Annotated in this window: 15 protein-coding genes; 11 read left to right on the top strand and 4 right to left on the bottom strand. The window is 62.2% G+C overall.

The window, feature by feature from the left end:
* The first annotated feature begins 81 nt into the window (after positions 1–81).
* Genes ATK23_RS07015 through ATK23_RS07005 form a run of 3 tightly spaced genes read left to right on the top strand, consistent with a single transcriptional unit; the run spans position 82 to position 4,568 of the window.
* Positions 82–2,742 carry a bifunctional acetate--CoA ligase family protein/GNAT family N-acetyltransferase gene (locus ATK23_RS07015; protein ID WP_066144410.1) on the top strand — a complete coding sequence of 887 codons (2,661 nt, stop codon included), beginning with the start codon at positions 82–84 and terminating at the stop codon, positions 2,740–2,742.
* 51 nt (positions 2,743–2,793) lie between these two features.
* Positions 2,794–3,381 (top strand): DUF5998 family protein, encoded by a 588-nt coding sequence (locus tag ATK23_RS07010; protein ID WP_066144414.1) that lies wholly within the window; start codon positions 2,794–2,796, stop codon positions 3,379–3,381.
* A 2-nt stretch (positions 3,382–3,383) separates the two neighbouring features.
* Positions 3,384–4,568 carry an alkaline phosphatase family protein gene (locus ATK23_RS07005; RefSeq protein ID WP_066144416.1) on the top strand — a complete coding sequence of 395 codons (1,185 nt, stop codon included), beginning with the start codon at positions 3,384–3,386 and terminating at the stop codon, positions 4,566–4,568.
* Between the two features lie 80 nt (positions 4,569–4,648).
* On the opposite strand, the gene sepH is transcribed toward ATK23_RS07005, so the two are convergent.
* Positions 4,649–5,713: a septation protein SepH gene (sepH, locus tag ATK23_RS07000; protein ID WP_066144419.1), complete on the bottom strand. Its 1,065-nt coding sequence runs from the start codon at positions 5,711–5,713 to the stop codon at positions 4,649–4,651.
* Positions 5,714–5,972: 259 nt separating this feature from the next.
* Here sepH and ATK23_RS06995 point away from each other — a divergent pair, with 259 nt between their 5' ends.
* Positions 5,973–6,272 carry a DUF4193 family protein gene (locus ATK23_RS06995; protein WP_038991867.1) on the top strand — a complete coding sequence of 100 codons (300 nt, stop codon included), beginning with the start codon at positions 5,973–5,975 and terminating at the stop codon, positions 6,270–6,272.
* A gap of 87 nt (positions 6,273–6,359) precedes the next feature.
* Here the strand turns inward: ATK23_RS06995 and ATK23_RS06990 are convergent, their stop codons facing one another.
* The gene (locus tag ATK23_RS06990) at positions 6,360–6,893 is read right to left on the bottom strand and encodes a DUF3093 domain-containing protein (protein ID WP_038991865.1); all 534 of its coding nucleotides are present in this window, start codon (positions 6,891–6,893) and stop codon (positions 6,360–6,362) included.
* Positions 6,894–7,034: 141 nt separating this feature from the next.
* On the opposite strand from ATK23_RS06990, the gene dut reads away from it, so the two are divergent.
* From dut to ATK23_RS06970, 4 genes are all read left to right on the top strand, one after another.
* Entirely contained in the window at positions 7,035–7,493 is a 459-nt protein-coding gene (dut, locus tag ATK23_RS06985; RefSeq protein WP_066144421.1) for a dUTP diphosphatase, read from the top strand.
* Between the two features lie 38 nt (positions 7,494–7,531).
* Positions 7,532–8,221, top strand: a complete 690-nt coding sequence (locus tag ATK23_RS06980; protein ID WP_066144424.1) for a DUF3710 domain-containing protein — start codon at positions 7,532–7,534, stop codon at positions 8,219–8,221.
* Between the two features lie 3 nt (positions 8,222–8,224).
* Positions 8,225–8,599 carry a hypothetical protein gene (locus tag ATK23_RS06975; RefSeq protein WP_066144427.1) on the top strand — a complete coding sequence of 125 codons (375 nt, stop codon included), beginning with the start codon at positions 8,225–8,227 and terminating at the stop codon, positions 8,597–8,599.
* Positions 8,600–8,661: 62 nt separating this feature from the next.
* On the top strand, positions 8,662–9,393 hold the full coding sequence (locus tag ATK23_RS06970) for a DUF3159 domain-containing protein (RefSeq protein WP_066144430.1): 732 nt from the start codon (positions 8,662–8,664) through the stop codon (positions 9,391–9,393).
* Here ATK23_RS06970 and ATK23_RS06965 read toward each other — a convergent pair.
* The gene (locus tag ATK23_RS06965) at positions 9,390–10,055 is read right to left on the bottom strand and encodes a potassium channel family protein (protein WP_066144433.1); all 666 of its coding nucleotides are present in this window, start codon (positions 10,053–10,055) and stop codon (positions 9,390–9,392) included. The two genes, ATK23_RS06970 and ATK23_RS06965, sit on opposite strands and share 4 nt — an antisense overlap.
* A gap of 15 nt (positions 10,056–10,070) precedes the next feature.
* Positions 10,071–10,748: a potassium channel family protein gene (locus ATK23_RS06960; protein ID WP_038991859.1), complete on the bottom strand. Its 678-nt coding sequence runs from the start codon at positions 10,746–10,748 to the stop codon at positions 10,071–10,073.
* A gap of 145 nt (positions 10,749–10,893) precedes the next feature.
* Between ATK23_RS06960 and ATK23_RS06955 the strand changes: the two genes are divergently transcribed.
* The 3 genes from ATK23_RS06955 to acnA all read left to right on the top strand — a co-directional run bounded on the left by ATK23_RS06955 (position 10,894) and on the right by acnA (position 17,141).
* Positions 10,894–12,888 carry an APC family permease gene (locus ATK23_RS06955; protein WP_083515721.1) on the top strand — a complete coding sequence of 665 codons (1,995 nt, stop codon included), beginning with the start codon at positions 10,894–10,896 and terminating at the stop codon, positions 12,886–12,888.
* 30 nt (positions 12,889–12,918) lie between these two features.
* Positions 12,919–14,241 carry a class I SAM-dependent RNA methyltransferase gene (locus ATK23_RS06950; RefSeq protein ID WP_066144435.1) on the top strand — a complete coding sequence of 441 codons (1,323 nt, stop codon included), beginning with the start codon at positions 12,919–12,921 and terminating at the stop codon, positions 14,239–14,241.
* A gap of 191 nt (positions 14,242–14,432) precedes the next feature.
* Positions 14,433–17,141 (top strand): aconitate hydratase AcnA, encoded by a 2,709-nt coding sequence (gene acnA / locus ATK23_RS06945; protein WP_066144437.1) that lies wholly within the window; start codon positions 14,433–14,435, stop codon positions 17,139–17,141.
* Positions 17,142–17,164 lie beyond the last annotated feature (23 nt).

Raw genomic sequence — 17,164 nt, 5'->3', positions numbered from 1 at the left:
ATCTACTGTCTTAGGGCCGGAACTGCCGAATCTTCGTGTTGCATCTGGGCGCAACGCTGAACTGCCGACTATCCTAAGCCTATGGTGGATCGTAAACTTTCGGCGGCATATCCGGCGCACTGGGAAGCAGATGTTGTGCTTCGCGACGGGACAACAGCGCACTTGCGGCCAATTACTCCGCAGGATTCCCAAGCGCTCCAAGACATGCACAAGCAGCAGTCCGAGACGTCAGTCTACCTACGCTATTTTACGTACAAGTCGTCGCTGACCCCCAAAGAGCTGGAGCGATTCACGAATGTGGACCATGTGAATCGCGTCGCCTTTACAGTGGTTCGTGGCGCAAGGATCATCGGTGTCGGCCGCTACGATCGCTTGGATGATCCGCGGGAAGCCGAAGTAGCTTTCAACGTCTCGGACGAGTACCAGGGAACTGGGATCGGCTCGATCCTGTTGGAGCACCTGGCCGCGGCGGCCCGTGAAAACAACATTGAGAAATTCTCAGCCGAGGTGCTTCCGGAGAACCGCAAGATGCTCACTGTCTTCTCCGATGCGGGCTACGCCGTCGCCCGCCATTTCGAAGATGGCGTGGTGATGCTCGAATTTTCCATCAGCCCCACCGAGAAGTCCCGCGAAGTGACCGAGGCGAGAGAGCACCGCGCCGAAGCGAGCAGCGTGGCAGCGCTGCTGGCGCCCAAGTCGGTGGCAGTGATCGGTGCCAGCCGCACCTGGGGCAAGCTCGGGCACGACGTGCTGGAGCAAATTATCGAATCCGGGTACACCGGTGCGGTCTATGCGGTGAACGATGCGGCCCTGGAAGTCGGGGGCATGGTGGCCTACGGAAAGGTCACCGAAATTCCAGGACCGGTGGATGTCGCCGTACTGTGCATTCCGCGTGAGGGGGTCAAGGACGCCATTGCCGACTGCGCCGCCCACGGGGTGAAGGCCCTGGTCATCATGACCACAGGATACGAAACCCTTGAAGGGCTGGGCGCACAGCGCGAACTTGTGGCGCTGGCTCGTGCCAACGGCATGCGCGTAGTCGGGCCGGGATCGGCCGGGTTGATGAATACCGACCCGCAGGTGAAGCTGTATGCCACTGGGAGCCAGCATGTCCCGGCCGCAGGAAACGTAGGATTCTTCACCCAATCGGCGGCCATGGGCACGATCATCCAGGGCGTCGCCCTGCAGCAGGGGGTAGGCCCAAGCAGCGCCATTTCCGCCGGCCTGCGCGCTGATGTTTCCGGCAACGACGCCATGCAGTTCTTCGAGGACGACCCGCGGACCCATGTGGTGGCGCTGTACCTGGAATCCTTTGGCAACCCGCGCAAATTCGCGCGCATCGCTCGACGCCTGGCCCGCAGCAAGCCGGTAATCGTGGCCAAGTCCGACGTGATGGGCCGTCGCCTTCCACCCGGCCATTCTGTGCGCGTAGGGCAGGCAGCACCGGGGGCAATGAACGCAATTCTTCGCCAGTCCGGCGTGATCCGCGTCCGCTCCGCCGAAGAGCTCCTGGATGTCACCTCCCTGCTTTCAGTCTTCGCTCCGCCCAAGGGCCCGAACATCGCGATCCTGTCCAATTCCTTGACCATCGCCGAGGTGGTGTGCGATGTCGCTGAAGACCGGAACCTGAACACCGTGGTGGAAGGCGAAGAGCTGGACTACAGCATCGGCCAGTCAAAGGCCATACCCGTGCTGCGCGCCCGGATCCAGGAACTGGTGGATGACCCGGAAGTCCACGCAATCCTGTTGGCGCACCTGCCCTACTCGGAGCTGGATACCCGTGCGGTGCTCAAGGTCGCCAAGGAGTTCATGGGCCAGCCGAAACCGGTGGTGGCCCTGGTTCCGGGGCTGGCGGATACGAAGATTACCGGAGGCCTTAAGCAGGGAATTCCGGTGTATACGTCGCCCACCACGGTCATCGGCGCCTTGGCCAAGGCCTATGGATACCAGCAGTGGGTGGACGTTCCCTACGAGCCGATGAGAGACCCGGAAGGAATCGATGTCGAAGGCGCGGCAGAGTACCTTGACGAGTTGGTGAAGACCATTTCGGGGACCAACCTGCTGGAATTGAACGACGAGCAGGTGCAGAAGCTGCTGGACTTCTACGGGATCAAGTTCCTGTCCCACCGGGTGGTGCACAGCGCAGAGGAAGCTGTCGCAGCGGCCGACGAGCTCGGCTGGCCGGTCGCGTTGAAAGCCAACGACCCCGATCTGCGGCAACGCCTGGACCTGGGCGGCGTGCGCTTGAGCATCCCGGACAAGCAGAGCCTGGAAGCGAACTTCGCCCACATGAAGTCGCTGATGGCCGCATACGGCGTGGACTCCCTGGATGTGCAGAGCATGGCGCCAGCCGGGCAGGCTTGCGTTGTCAAGGCCATGGAGGACCCGTTGCTGGGTCCGGTTATCTCCTTCGGGCTTAGCGGCGATCCGGTCAACCTGCTCGATGACTGGGCCCACGGCGTGGCGCCGTTCTCCACCCATGACCTGGAACAGCTCATCCGCCGTCCGCGCAGCAGCGTGCGTCTATTCGGCTACCAGGGATTGCCGGCAGTGGATCTGGAGGCCTTGAAAGACTTCATCACCCGTGTCTCGCTCTTCAAGGACAACCATCCTGAAGTGACAGTTGCCAAATTCGCGCCGATCACTGTTGCCGCAGATTCGCTGAGTGTGCTGGCAGTGAGCATCCAGATCAGCAACGCAGAGCAGCGCACGGATAGCGTCCGCCGTGCGCTGCGCAGCTGAGTGCAAACGCCGAAACGTGAATTGCCGGTGGCGACTGAGTAGAATTGGGGCATGAGTTCTCCAACGTATTCGACCACTCCTGGCGCTGAGCTTCAGCATGACTTGGTCCGTGCGGGTTTTTATCCGCAGATGGTCCAGGATGTCCTGGCTGAGGCCATGATGGGCCAACCGGTGCTTGACCACTATGTGCATCTGGAAACTCACTTCGACCATACCGAGGTCCACCGCCACATCACCGTCATGGTGATGAGCGAAAAGGTGCTTTTCATCTTGCACGTAGATGACCAGCAGCTTGATGACCATGGCAAAGATGTCATGGCGCAGGTATCAGTCGAGATGATTTCGTTGGCGCGCATCGCTTCGGTTGCCACGAGCTTCGTCTATCACCAGCCGCAGCATTACTCGACCGCTGACCCAGTCAAGGAACTGACCTTCGGGCTGTCCTGGGACGGAACCAAGCGGATCGACCTGGCCCCTGCTTCCTGCGGAGATCCGCAGTGCGATGCCGACCACGGGCTGAATGGCACCTCGCAGCCTGAGGACTTGGTCATCCGCGTCAGTGCCGAAGCCGATGGCCAGCAGGCCGTGAACAAGGCCCGCGAGTTCGCTGTGCGCCTGCGCCTGGCCACGATCGCCTGAGCATGATCGAGGAACAAAAGCTCAGCAGCCTGCCTGAACCGCCGCAGAAAATCCCGGAAGCACCCAAATACGGCCAGGCTACGCTGTCGGAGATTCTTCCCTCAGCGGCAGCGGCAATGGGGGTTGACGGCTATCAGAATGCCTTGGGCTTCGCCCCAACCAAGCGAGTAGCCCTGATCATGGTTGATGGACTGGGCTGGAACCAGCTTAAAAGCCATCTCGGGCATGCGCCCTTCCTGCGCGGCCTGTTCGAGAAGGGGCAGAAGCTGGGCACTGGCTTCCCTTCGACCACCGCGACATCCCTGAGCAGCCTGGCCACGGGCCTGGCTCCTGGCGAGCATGGAATGGTCGGCTATGACGTCATCGACCCGGCCAAGCGTCGTGTGGTCAACCAGTTGGGCGGGTGGCCTGGGGACTTGGACCCCGAAACCTGGCAGACTCGCCCGACCGTTTTCCAGAAGATCGCCGAGCACGGCATCCACGTGGCGACCGTGTCGATCCCCATGTTTGCCAAGTCGGCCCTGACCCGTGCGTCCTTGCGCGGGCCCAAATTCGTGCCGGCCAACCAGCCGGCGGCGCGCGCACGTGCCACCCGCACGATCTTCGACTCGAACCGCAACGCGCTGGTCTACACGTACTTCAATGAATTGGACAAGGCAGGCCACAAATACGGCGTCGACTCCAGCCAGTGGCGGGACATCCTCGAAGAACTGGACTACGTCATCAAGACCCTGGTGTCCAAGCTGCCGGAAGAAACCACGGTGCTGATCACCGGCGACCATGGAATGGTGGATATTCCAGCGTCGCAGCGCATCGACTACAGCCAGCAGCCTGAGCTGGTCGAGGGCGTCGAGCTGACCAGCGGTGAACCTCGTGGCGTCCAACTGACCTTCGACCCGCAGGCCGATGACGCCTGCCGGCTACGGGTCCGCGAGGCCTGGCAGCGGGCCTATGGCACCAAAGCCTGGGTGATGACGCGCGAGGAAGCCATAGAACGCGGCTACTTCGGCGCCATCACCGAAGAACATGCGGCACGGCTGGGCGATCTGATGATCTTGGCGGCCGAAGCCATCGCATTCTATGACGGCCGACGCGTCGCACCGATGGCCTTCGACATGGTGGGGCAGCACGGGTCGCTCACCGCGGGGGAGCGGTTCGTCCCGCTGCTGGTGCACCGCACCAAATAGCCGGCAACGCAAAGGGTGCGGGAACAGCATTGGTCCAATGCTGTTCCCGCACCCTTGTGGTTTCCAGTGTCACCTGGGCACTAGGAGTCGGTGTCCTTCTTGCGCTTGCCGAACATGATGTCATCCCAGCTGGGAACGGACGAACGCTTGGCCTTGCGCGGAGCTGACTCCTCGGCAGGCTGTTCAGCTGGCTTGTCCTCGGCACGGCCCGCATCGTCGTCCTCATTGGTGACGACCACCAGCTGCGAGGTGCGCGCGGAAATCCCTTGCGGAAGATGCGGCAGCGCGTCCTCGTCATCGGTATCGTACTTGCTCATGCTGCGTTCGATGATCTCGTTGTAGCGAGCCTCGCGTTCCGGGTCCTGGTCCTTAGTGCGCTGCCCGCGGCGAGCGTTGAGCAAGGTGACCAGTTCTTCGGTCTCATCGGGTTCCGGAGTGCTGGCTGCGGTGGCCGGTTCCACCTCTGGCTGGTTCAGTGCAGAGACCGGGCGAAAGTATTCAGGAGCTACCTGCTCGCTCAGGGTCTGGGCCCAGCGGTTCAGGTTCTTCAACGTCTTGCGCGCGGGAGTGAAAGCCCACCGCGCAATGTTCTCGGCAGCGGCAGTCGAATCCGAATCCAGTGACTCGACATTCTCGGTCGGCAGCGGGGAATCGAACTCCACGGTGACGATCCACTGGCCCTCTGGGTCTTTCCAGGCATTCCAGCGCGCCGACTCGGCATCGATGTGCAGCTGGTGCAGGCGGTGGACCACCATGGAACCGAGATCGGCCGGCTCTTCGCCGAACACCTCGCGGTATTCTGCGTCGGTCTGCGGTCCGGAAACCTCGACGCGGCGTGCCAGCTCGGCGATGTGCTCGCGTTCAGCCAGTACCGGGCCTTCGTACTTGACGATATCCTCGACGGGGACATCCCATTCAAGCGACAGGTCGTAGGCGGAGGCGCCAGCGCGCACTCGTGCCTGGATTTCGCGTGGCGAATGGACCGAGGACTCCTCGCGGTTCCTCGGAGCCCTCGAACGGGCGATTTCAGCCATTGCACTGCGCAGTGCATCGTCAACAGGCAGCTCGAAGCTCATCCCGTCGTCACTGCTGACCTGCAGGCTGGAACCATTTTCATGAATTCCTACCAGTCTCAGCTGACGCATTCCTACCCTCCACACGCTCTATTTCCTGTGTAAAACTTTGCCACCTTGAGGCGCGAATTCCTACCACCACGCAGGGTGTGGCGCAAGATTAGTCCTCAACTTCACGCAGTAATTCCTCGAACCTTGCGCTCATGGCATAGCGTGGCAGGAACGGGAATGGAATACCCGGAAGAACGTTATACTTCTATGCCGGTACACGTTTCCACCTCGTGGAGCAGCCGGCTAGGACGAAGACCTGCAGGAAAGAGCAAAAACGATTATGGCAAGTGAATCTGCTGCACCCGTGGCAATGTCAGAAGCGGAACGAGCCAAGGAAATCGCTCAGCTCAAAGCAGGCAAGACCGCAGCCATGGCCAACCTGGTTGACGAAGCGGAAACCCCCTTGGCTGAAGAGTACGTTCTGCCCGGCGGCGAGGCGCCGCAGGAGGAAGCGAGCGTCGAAATCCTGCCGGAACAGGCCGATGAATTCACGTGCGCGTCCTGCTTCATGGTGCGCCACCGCACGCAGCTGGTCCGTGAGGACAACGGGCAAAAATTCTGCAGCGAGTGCGAAGGATGAAAACCCTCGCAGCAGTTCCGAAAAGCGCATGGCGCCCAACCAGAAGGTTGGGCGCCATGCGCTTTTCGGGCTCCAAGGCAGTCAACGCTATTCGCCGGCAGCGTCTTCGGACTGTTCCAGCTTGGCTGCTTCTGCCTTGCCTTCGTCGGTAAATTCGTACATCACGCCCGAGAGGGCAGCCGCCAGCTCTTCGGGACGCCGGGTAGACGTCAGCCAGTACGGCGTGGTGTCACGCTCGTCGGTGACCTCCATCCGCACGACTCCGTCGATCCAGCCGCGCAGCAGCATGTAGGCCAGGCCGTGCAGCTTCTGCCCACGCTGCTTGAATGCCTCATCGCCGCGGTAGCCGACAACCTCCCCGATGTACTTGCGTTCAATGCTGGCCCGTCCAACGGTCACCAATTCATCGGTGACCTCGATGGTCGGCGTGCGCAGCAGGAACACCGCGATCAGCGAAAGCAACACGACGGCACCGGCAATCCATCCAAGGATGCTGCTGATCGGAGCTAGCGCAATACCTGCGGTGATGGAAATGATGATTGGCCAAATCCAGGTGCTGGCCGATGGCCAAAGCTTTTCGCTGTACTGGACGTTCGAACCCGCGGGGCTGGAATTACTCATGGTTCCAAGTCTAGGCAATAATTCTCCGATTCAAGATCTCGAAGCCGGTTGGCAGGCCATTGGACGGCGTGCGCGATAGAGTTAGGCACGAGAAACTATCGAGTGACCATTTCACAAGACTCCGGGGGAAGACCTACATCGATGAGTGAGCCATCAATTTCCATTGCCATCAAGATGCTTGACACCGATTTGCCGGTCCCCAGCTACGCGCATCCTTCGGACGCCGGTGCTGACTTGCATGCTCGCGAATCCCTTGTGCTGGAGCCAGGTGCCCGCGCGCTCGTTCCTACCGGCATCGCGCTAGCCATCCCGCATGGCTATGTCGGTCTGGTGCACCCACGCAGCGGCTTGGCAACCAAGCACGGCATTACCGTGGTAAATGCACCGGGTACTGTTGACGCTGGGTACCGGGGTGAGATCATGGTCACCTTGTTGAACACCGACAAGTCCGAGTCCTTCGAAATCAGCCGGGGCGACCGAATTGCCCAGCTGGTTATCCAGAAAGTCGAGCAGGCGGCGTTCATCGCAGTGGATTCGCTGGAGGACAGCGCCCGCGGCGCAGGCGGATTCGGTTCGACCGGCGGATTCAACTTCAAGTAAGTACCCTTGAGAGCAAGACGAGATTTTCTAAGGACACCATGATTTTCAAGCGCAAGAAGGCGAAAGAGCAGCCAGTCGCCGAACCAGCTGAGGATGCAGCCCAGAACGAGCAGGAGCCGAAGACCGGCCCGTTCGACTATGACGACATCGAGAATACGCAGGAGTACCTGGACTTCGGCTCAATCCTGATCAAGCCGGTAGCCGGCTTGAAGGTCCGCATGGACGTTGAAGAGTCCAACAAGCGTGTTATCGCGGTGTCGCTGGAGATCGCCGAGTCGCGGATCCAGTTGATGGCTTTCTCGTCTTCGAAGTCCGAGTCGCTGTGGCCAGGCATCAGCGACAAGATCAAGAGCGACATCAGCGCCCAGAACGGTGAAATCTTCACCCGTGATGGCGAGTACGGCCAGGAGCTGCTCGCCAAGGTGCCGCAGCAGCTGCCAGACGGCCGCGCCGGGCATGTTGCGCTGCGCTTTGTCGGCATCGATGGCCGCCGCTGGTTCCTGCGTGCAGTCATTGGCGGCGCGGCCATCGGCAACGAGGAGGCCGCCAACATTGTCGACGGGATTCTGCGTGACGTCGTGGTCAATCGCGGCGACAAGCCGCTGCCTCCGGCTGAACTTCTGCCATTGAGCGTCCCGTCCAATGCCCAGGTCCGTCCGCCGGCCCCCGAGCAGAACCCTGAGCTGAAGCGTCCAGAACGCGGACCAGAGATCACCCAGATCGGCTAGAGAATGTCGCTGAAGGACAAACCCGTCACTCCGCAGCTCGGCCCCTCGGGCCAGAAGCCTACCTACCAGCGGCTGGACAGCCTGGAACAGCTGCCATCCAAGGGGCGGGTCGAGCACACTGGGTACGTCCAATCGGTGAGCTACTCCGCGCCGAATGTCGCCCCGCGGCTGACCGCTGTAGTGGTGGATCGGCTCGGTACGGTGTCGGCCCGTCGCGGAACTGTGCCGCATGTTCGCTTGGCGTTCATGGGGCAGAAAACCGTTCCGGGCATCAAGCCGGGCGTGAAGGTGGAGTACTCGGGAATGGTTGCTCCTGTGGATCAGATCCCGACGATCTTCAATCCGCGCTACGTCATCGTGCCAGAAGCCCGTCGGTGACCGGCGACGGCCACTCAAGGATTCGAGAACGCCAGCCAGCTGGCGTCAAATTGGAAGTAGGCATGGTGAACAACGACGCATCCCGTCCGGACGATGATTCCGCACCGGAAACTAAGCATCCGAGTTTCGCCGAGATGATCGGCTCGAACTCCAACATCACGCAAAACGCTGACGGCGGAATTGACTTGCTCTCCACCGTTGGCGGCGTGCGCGGCATCCTGGAAACCGTGCTTCCCGGTTTCGTGTTCATCATGGTCTTCGCGCTTACCAGCAATCTGGGCTGGGGGCTGATCGCCTCGATCAGCCTCGGCGTCGTGTTCATGATCATCCGCCTGGCCAAGCGCTCGACGCTGATCCAGGCAGGCTCTGGGCTGATCGGCATCCTGATCTGCGCCTTCGCCGCACGGACTTCGGGCAACGCCAAGGACTACTACATTCCGGGGTTCTACGTGTCTGCCGCCTATCTGGCGGGACTGCTGATTTCGGTGATGGCCCGCTGGCCGCTGATCGGCCTGCTCTTCGGATTCATCCGCAATGAAGGCACTGAATGGCGCAAGAAGCCCGAACGCCTGCGCCGCTACCAGGTGGCTACCTGGATCATCATTGCTGTTTTCGCGCTGCGCCTGGCGGTGCAGATCCCGATGTACATCGCAGATGATCTCGTGGCCCTGGGCTTGGCCCGTGCCCTGATGGGAGTGCCGCTGTATGCGGCGGGGCTGTGGTTCGCGTGGCTGGTCTCGAAGCCGGCGGCCGTAGCCGGCGACGAGACCAGCACGCCCAAGCCAGCGGCCTAGCGGGTGGCGTCGCGCAACGTGCGGCGCAGCAAGGGTTCTGCATGCGGGGTGGTGATGAAGAAGATTTCATCGCCACCCTCAATTACATCATCGGCACTGGGCGGGAACGGCGTCTTGTCGCGGACCACTGCCATCATGGTGGTGTCTTCGGGCCACGAGATGCGCCCGATGCTTCGGCCAATCAACGCCGAATCGTGCGGGACGGTGAACTCGACCATGTAGACCTCGCCGGTCTTCAACGTCAGCAGCCGCACCAGGTCCCCGACCTCCACGGCTTCCTCGACCAGCGCGGTCATCAGCCGCGGCGTGCTGACCGCAACATCGACGCCCCAGGCATCGTCGAACATCCATTCATTCTTCGGATTGTTCACGCGGCCCACAGTGCGGCGGATGCCAAATTCGCTCTTGGCCAGCAACGAGACCACAAGGTTGACCTTGTCGTCGCCGGTCGCCGAAACGACCACGTCGTACTCTTCAAGCTGCGCCTGCTGCAAGACAGCTAATTCGCAAGCGTCGCCAATCAGCCACTTCACCGCTTCAAGATCTGCGCGTTCGGCCATTTCCGGTTGCAGATCGATCAGCAGGACTTCGTGGTGGTTGATGACTAGTTCACGGGCAATGGAGGAACCGACCGAGCCGGCCCCGGCAATCATGACCTTCATGGGATGCCTCTCAGGTTATTCGTTGGTCTGCGCCGCTGGCGGGCTGGCAAGGATCTTTTCCACGTCTTTGGACTCGTCCAGCCGCATCATCACATGCACCAGGTCGCCGCCCTGCAGCCGGGTGCGGTTCTCCGGGATGGTGCCTTCGCCGAAGCGGGTCAAATAGGCCACGCGCACCCCGGCGGCGGCTTCCAGCTCCTTGACCAGGTGGCCATACCAGTCGCGGTGCAAGGCCACTTCGGACAGCACCAGGCGTCCCGAGGGCTCCCGGAAGTCCCCGCGCATCGAATAGTCCGGCAGGATCCGGCGAAGCACCTGATCGGTGCTCCAGCGGACCGCTGCCACGGTGGGGATGCCCAGTCGCTGATAGATCTCCGCTCGTCCTGGGTCATAGATGCGGGCCACGACGTGGGGCACGTTATAGGTTTCGCGCGATACGCGAGTGGCGAGAATGTTGGAATTATCACCGCTGGAAACAGCTGCGAACGCGTAGGCCTCGCCAATTTTGGCAGCGTCCAGCGTGTCCTTGTCGAATCCCATGCCGGTCACCGTGGTGCCGGAGAAATCCTTGCTCAGCCGGCGGAAGGCATGCGGGTCCTGGTCAATGACTGCCACGGAATGCCCCGCCGAATCCAGCGTGTGGGCCAGCGCGACACCGACGCGTCCGCACCCCATGATCACGAAATGTGCCACCGAGAACTCCTTGGTTTTGCTGCTTGCCGCGTGCCGCTTGGCGCCCACGGGCTGTGTGCTACGAATGCAACAATAGCGCTGATCGCGCCCAGTTTATCGATGGTGAAGCACGCCCGCGCCGTGCACCCTGCGATAACGTTGTGTCGTGCCTGCATTATTTGACGGTTTGAAGCGGATCCTGGTGGGCCGGCCTTTCAGCACTGAACAGCTGAAAAAGAAGCCGTTGCCACCCAAGGTCGCGTTGCCGATTTTCTCCTCCAGCGCCCTGTCGTCCTTGGCGTACGCACCGGACGAGATCCTGCTGACCCTGGCCATTGCGGGCATCGCCGCGACCGCGCTCTCGCCAATGGTTGGACTGGCGGTCCTCGCGGTGCTGGTGGTGCTGGTGCTGTCCTACCGCCAATCGGTAATGGAGTACCCTTCCGGTGGCGGCGACTATGAAATCGTGAAGAAGAACCTCGGTGCACGTCCGGGCACTGCGGTGGCCGCGGCGCTGCTGGTCGACTTCGTGCTCACCGTTGCTGTTTCCAGCTCGTCGGCGGCCCTGTATCTTGCCGCCATTTTCCCGGCAGTGGCCGAATACAAGGCGTGGGTGGCCGCCGCCCTGGTCGCCTTCCTCGTGGTCGGCAATTTGCGCGGCAAAGGGCAAGGCCGCTGGACGCTGGCCATCCCGGTCTACCTTTTCGTCATCGGCATGCTGCTGCTCGTGGCCATTGGCGGCGTGATGGCGCTGACCGGTTCCCTCGGGCTCGCCCCGAGTGCGGACTTCACGATTGTGCCGGAGGCCGAGTTCGCCAATGGCCTGCATGGCGTTGTCGGTGCGCTGCTGATCCTGCGTGCCTTCAGCACAGGGTCAGCCGCGTTGACCGGCATCGAAGTCCCGATCTCCAACGTGCAGACGCTGGCCAAGCCGCGGGCGAAGAACGCGGCGCGGATCCTGCTGGTGCTGGGCCTGCTCTCCGGCGTGCTGACGCTGGGCACGCTGATGCTTGCCCGGGCCACCGGCATCAAGGTCGTCGCCGATCCGCAGGCCTCGTTCCTGCTTCACGGCGAGCCGATCCCCGAAGGCTTCGTGCAGATCCCGGTGTTGGGCCAGCTGGCCCAGGCGGTGTTCGGCGACTTCACCTTCGGCCTGGTGATCGTCTCGGTGCTGACCATTGCCGTGCTGCTGCTGGCCGGCAACCAGGCCTTCAATTCCTTCCCGCTGCTGGCCAGCCATCTGGCGACCGACGGCTTCCTCCCGCGCCAGCTGCGCACCCGTGGCGATCGCCTGGGCTTCTCCAACGGCATCCTGTCTCTGGGCATTGCCGCGATCGCGCTGGTGCTGCTGTTCCAAGGCGATGTCACCTTGCTGGTCCAGCTGTACGTGGTGGGCGTATTCGTTTCCTTCACCCTGAGCCAGCTGGCCATGCTCAAGCACTGGCAACGTGTTCTGGTGCCCATTGCAGACCGCAAGATCCGCGCGGCCAAGCAGCGCAAGCGGCTGCTGAACCTGCTAGGCCTGGTGCTCTCGGCGCTGGTGCTCGTGGTCGTCTTGGCCACCCGCCTGGTCCATGGTGCGTGGCTGGCCGTGCTGGGCATTGCCGTCCTGATGGTGATCATGGACTCGCTGCAGCGGCACTATCAGAAGGTCGACGACGAGCTGGCGGTCGACGAGGACTCCGCCGTCACCGCCTTGCCTTCGCGCGTGCATGCGCTCGTGCTGGTATCCACCGTGCGCAAGCCGGTGCTGCGTGCCCTGGCCTTCGCCCGCGCTTCGCGTCCCTCGAAGCTTGAAGCGATCATCGTGGACGTGGAACGCGGCAAGACCGAAAAGACCCTGCAGGATTGGGAACGGCTGCAGATCCCGGTGCCGATCACTGCGCTGGCCTCGCCGTATCGCGATATTCCCGGGGCGCTGATTGAGCATATCCGTTCCATCAAGCGTGAATCGCCGCGGGAACTGATCGTTGTGTACATTCCCGAATATGTCGTGGGCCATTGGTGGGAACAGCTGGTGCACAACCAAACCGCGCTGCGCGTGAAGAACCGCTTGCACCATGAACCGGGAGTAGTGATTGCCTCGGTCCCGTGGCGCCTGCTCAGCGCTTCGCATGCCCTTGGCGGGGGCCCGACCGAAGAATCCTCGGCGCACCGCTAGATTGACTGCTTCTGAAGAAAGACTGGATCAATGACTGATACACCAATGCTCACCGTCCGCTTGGGCAAGATTGCCCATGGCGGGCACACCGTCGGCCGCCACGAGGGCCGGGTGATCTTCGTGCGCCATGGCATTCCCGGCGAGCTGGTCAAGGTGCGCCTGACGGACAGCGCGCCCGAGGCCAAGTTCTGGCGTGCCGACGTGTCCGAAGTGCTCGAAGCCAGCGAGCACCGGGTGCCGCACTTCTGGGATGCAGCTGACGCCTTGAAGCACCGCGACCCGGTGGGCGGCGCAGAGTTCGGCCACATCACCCTGGAGCACCAGCGCGAGCTCAAGTCGCAGGTGGCTGCCGAGCAGATGACCCGGCTGGGCGGCCTGAACGCGGAAGACTGCAACTTGCCTGCGGTGCAAGCCGTCAAGGGCTCGGTCGATGGCTTGGGCTGGCGCACCCGGATGTCGTATTCTGTAGACGCCCAGGGCAGACTGGCAATGAGCGCATTCCGCAGCAACCAGTTGACCTGGATCGCGCAGATGCCCCTGGCCCATCCGGCCATTGAAGCCACCGGGCTGTACTCCGTGGACTACACCGGCATTGAACGTGTCGAAGCCGCGGTATCCAGCCAGGATGACCGAACCGTGCTGATCTTGCTGGCCGAGGCCAAGCCCGGCGCCGCGGCAAAGGTCGCCAAGCAATTCGCCGAAGGCGTCAATGTCGCCTCGTTCAGCCAGCAGGGCGGCTCGGCGGCCGACGGCAAGGGCCGGCTGCAGGTTCTGGCCGGTTCGGCGTACCTGACCGAAAAGGTGCTGGGGGAGAAGTTCCGGATTACCGGGGAAGGCTTCTGGCAGGTGCACCGCGAGGCAGCCAGCCTGCTGACCCGGCGCGTGATCGAGCTGGCCGAGCCGGCCGCCGGCGAGCAAATCGCCGACCTCTATGCAGGTGCCGGGTTGTTCTCCGTTCCGCTGGCCAAGGCAGTTGGCAGCGAGGGCCGCGTCTTCTCGATTGAGGGCGCTCCGGGCACCCATGCGGATGCGAAGAAGAACCTGCGCTCCTACCCGCAGGCCACGGTGATCCGCGGCCGTGTTGAGCGAGTGTTACGGCAGGTCGCCCGGGATGCTTCGATGGACGCAGTGGTGCTTGACCCGCCCCGTACCGGTATCGACAAGCAGGTGGCCGCGGAGCTGGGCGCCAGCGCTGTCTCGCGGATTTGTTACGTGTCCTGCGACCCTGCGTCTTTCGCCCGGGATACCGCGCGCTTGATGGGCCGAGGCTACGAATTAGAGCACATGGAGATTCACGATTTGTACCCGCACACCCACCATATGGAGTCCATCGGGCTTTTTGTGCGCCGTTAAACACCTGAAAGTGTCCGTTTAGACACGAATTTGGACCAAAATTTATTCCGAGGAGTCTTTTTGCGGGCTTTGGCGATAGACTGTTTTTAGCTCTGCCGCGCTAGGAGCCTGACTATCTCAGTTAGGAAATCCTAACTGGAATTGAAGTGTGCGTGTGCAACAGAATGAGTGTCTGGCGAGAGGAGTCCCACGTGAGCAATGTGGACAGCTTCGGTGCCAAGGGCGTACTTGACGTCAATGGAACCGAATACGAAATTTACCGACTAAATACGGTTGAAGGCTCGGACAGCCTTCCTTACAGCCTTAAGGTTCTTCTTGAGAACCTGCTTCGCACCGAAGACGGCGCGAACGTAACCAACGAGCACATCAATGCACTGGGTCAGTGGGATGCTTCGGCTCAGCCGAACACCGAAATCCAGTTCACCCCAGCTCGTGTCATCATGCAGGACTTCACCGGTGTGCCTTGTGTTGTCGACCTTGCCACCATGCGCGAGGCCGTCAAGGACCTGGGCGGCGACCCGACCCGCGTGAACCCGCTGGCACCGGCCGAAATGGTCATCGACCACTCCGTGCAGATCGACACCTTCGGCTTCGAAGGCGCCGTCGAGCGCAACATGGAGATCGAATACCAGCGCAACGGCGAACGCTACCAGTTCCTGCGCTGGGGCCAGACCGCGTTTGACGACTTCAAGGTCGTTCCTCCAGGCACCGGCATCGTGCACCAGGTCAACATCGAGTACCTGGCCCGCACCGTCATGACCCGCGAGGTCAACGGCGTGCTGCGCGCCTACCCGGACACCTGCGTGGGCACCGACTCGCACACCACCATGGTCAACGGCCTTGGCGTGCTGGGCTGGGGCGTCGGCGGCATCGAGGCCGAAGCAGCAATGCTCGGCCAGCCTGTTTCCATGCTGATCCCACGCGTTGTCGGCTTCAAGCTGTCTGGCTCGATTCCAGCTGGCGCCACCGCAACCGACGTGGTGCTGACCATCACCGAAATGCTGCGCAAGCACGGTGTCGTCGGCAAGTTCGTCGAGTTCTACGGCGACGGTGTGGCCGAGGTGCCACTGGCAAACCGCGCCACCATCGGCAACATGTCCCCGGAATTCGGTTCGACCGCTGCCATGTTCCCAATCGACGATGTCACCCTCGACTACCTGCGCCTGACCGGCCGCAGCGAGGAGAACGTTGCACTGGTCGAGGCCTACGCCAAGGAACAGGGCATGTGGCACGATCCAAGCCGCGAGATCCGCTTCTCGGAATACCTCGAGCTGGATCTGTCGACCGTGGTTCCATCGATCGCCGGCCCGAAGCGCCCGCAGGACCGCATCGAGCTGTCGTCCTCGAAGGAGCAGTTCCGCAAGGACCTGCACAACTACGTATCGAACGCCGACGACACCCAGGGTGCTGGCCGCCCATCGGTAGCCGTCGAGATCACCAAGGAAGATGGCACCCAGTTCACCCTGGACCACGGCCTGGTTTCGATCGCCTCGATCACCTCGTGCACCAACACCTCGAACCCTTCGGTCATGCTGGCCGCAGCCGTCCTGGCTCGCAACGCCGCTGACAAGGGCCTGACCTCCAAGCCATGGGTCAAGACCTCGGTCGCCCCAGGCTCGAAGGTTGTCACCGAGTACTACGAGAAGTCCGGCCTGCTGCCATACCTGGAGAAGCTCGGCTTCTACGTGGTCGGCTACGGCTGCGCCACCTGCATCGGCAACTCCGGCCCGCTGGACACCGAGATCTCCGAGGCCATCCAGGCCAACGACCTCGCAGCAACCGCAGTGCTCTCGGGCAACCGCAACTTCGAAGGCCGCATCAACCCGGACGTGAAGATGAACTACCTGGCTTCCCCGCCACTGGTCATCGCCTACGCCCTGGCTGGCACCATGGACTTCGACTTCGAGACCGACGCACTGGGCCAGGACGCCGAGGGCAACGATGTCTTCCTGAAGGACATCTGGCCATCGCCAGTCGAGGTCCAGGAGATCATCGACTCGTCGATCGACAAGGAAATGTTCGCCAAGGGCTACGACGGAGTCTTCGAGGGCGACGCACGCTGGAAGGCACTGGACACCCCAGAGGGTTCGACCTTCGCATGGGACGAGAAGTCGACCTACGCACGCAAGGCACCGTACTTCGAGGGCATGACCGCTGAGCCTCAGCCGGTCCAGGACATCAGCGGCGCCCGCGTGCTGCTGAAGCTGGGCGACTCGGTCACCACCGACCACATCTCGCCTGCAGGTTCGTTCAAGTCGGACACCCCGGCTGGCCGCTACCTGATCGAGAACGGCGTGGATCGCAAGGACTTCAACTCCTACGGCTCGCGCCGTGGCAACCACGAAGTCATGATCCGCGGCACCTTCGCCAACATCCGCATCAAGAACCAGCTGCTGGACGGCGTCGAGGGCGGCTTCACCCGCGACTTCACCCAGGAAGGTGCTCCGCAGGCGTACGTCTACGACGCTGCAGAGAACTACAAGGCTGCCGGCACCCCGCTGGTCGTTCTGGGCGGCAAGGAATACGGTTCGGGCTCCTCGCGTGACTGGGCTGCCAAGGGCACCGCACTGCTGGGCGTCAAGGCAGTCATCACCGAGTCCTTCGAGCGCATCCACCGCTCGAACCTGATCGGCATGGGCGTTCTGCCACTGCAGTTCCCAGAGGGCGAATCCGCTGATTCGCTGGGTCTGACCGGCACGGAGACCTTCGCAGTCTCCGGCGTGACCGAGCTGAACAACGGCACCACCCCGAAGACCCTGAAGGTTACCGCAACCGCTGAAGACGGCAAGGTCACCGAGTTCGACGCAGTTCTGCGCATCGACACCCCAGGTGAAGCCGACTACTACCGCAACGGTGGCATCCTGCAGTACGTGCTGCGCCAGATCGCCGCTGCCAACTAGCAGATCCACCTCGACTACGGTCG

Source organism: Glutamicibacter nicotianae (genome assembly GCF_002797775.1).
GTDB lineage: Bacteria > Actinomycetota > Actinomycetes > Actinomycetales > Micrococcaceae > Glutamicibacter > Glutamicibacter nicotianae.
The sequence above is the reverse complement of the archived record's forward strand: the minus strand, read 5'-3'. Positions and strand labels throughout refer to the sequence as shown.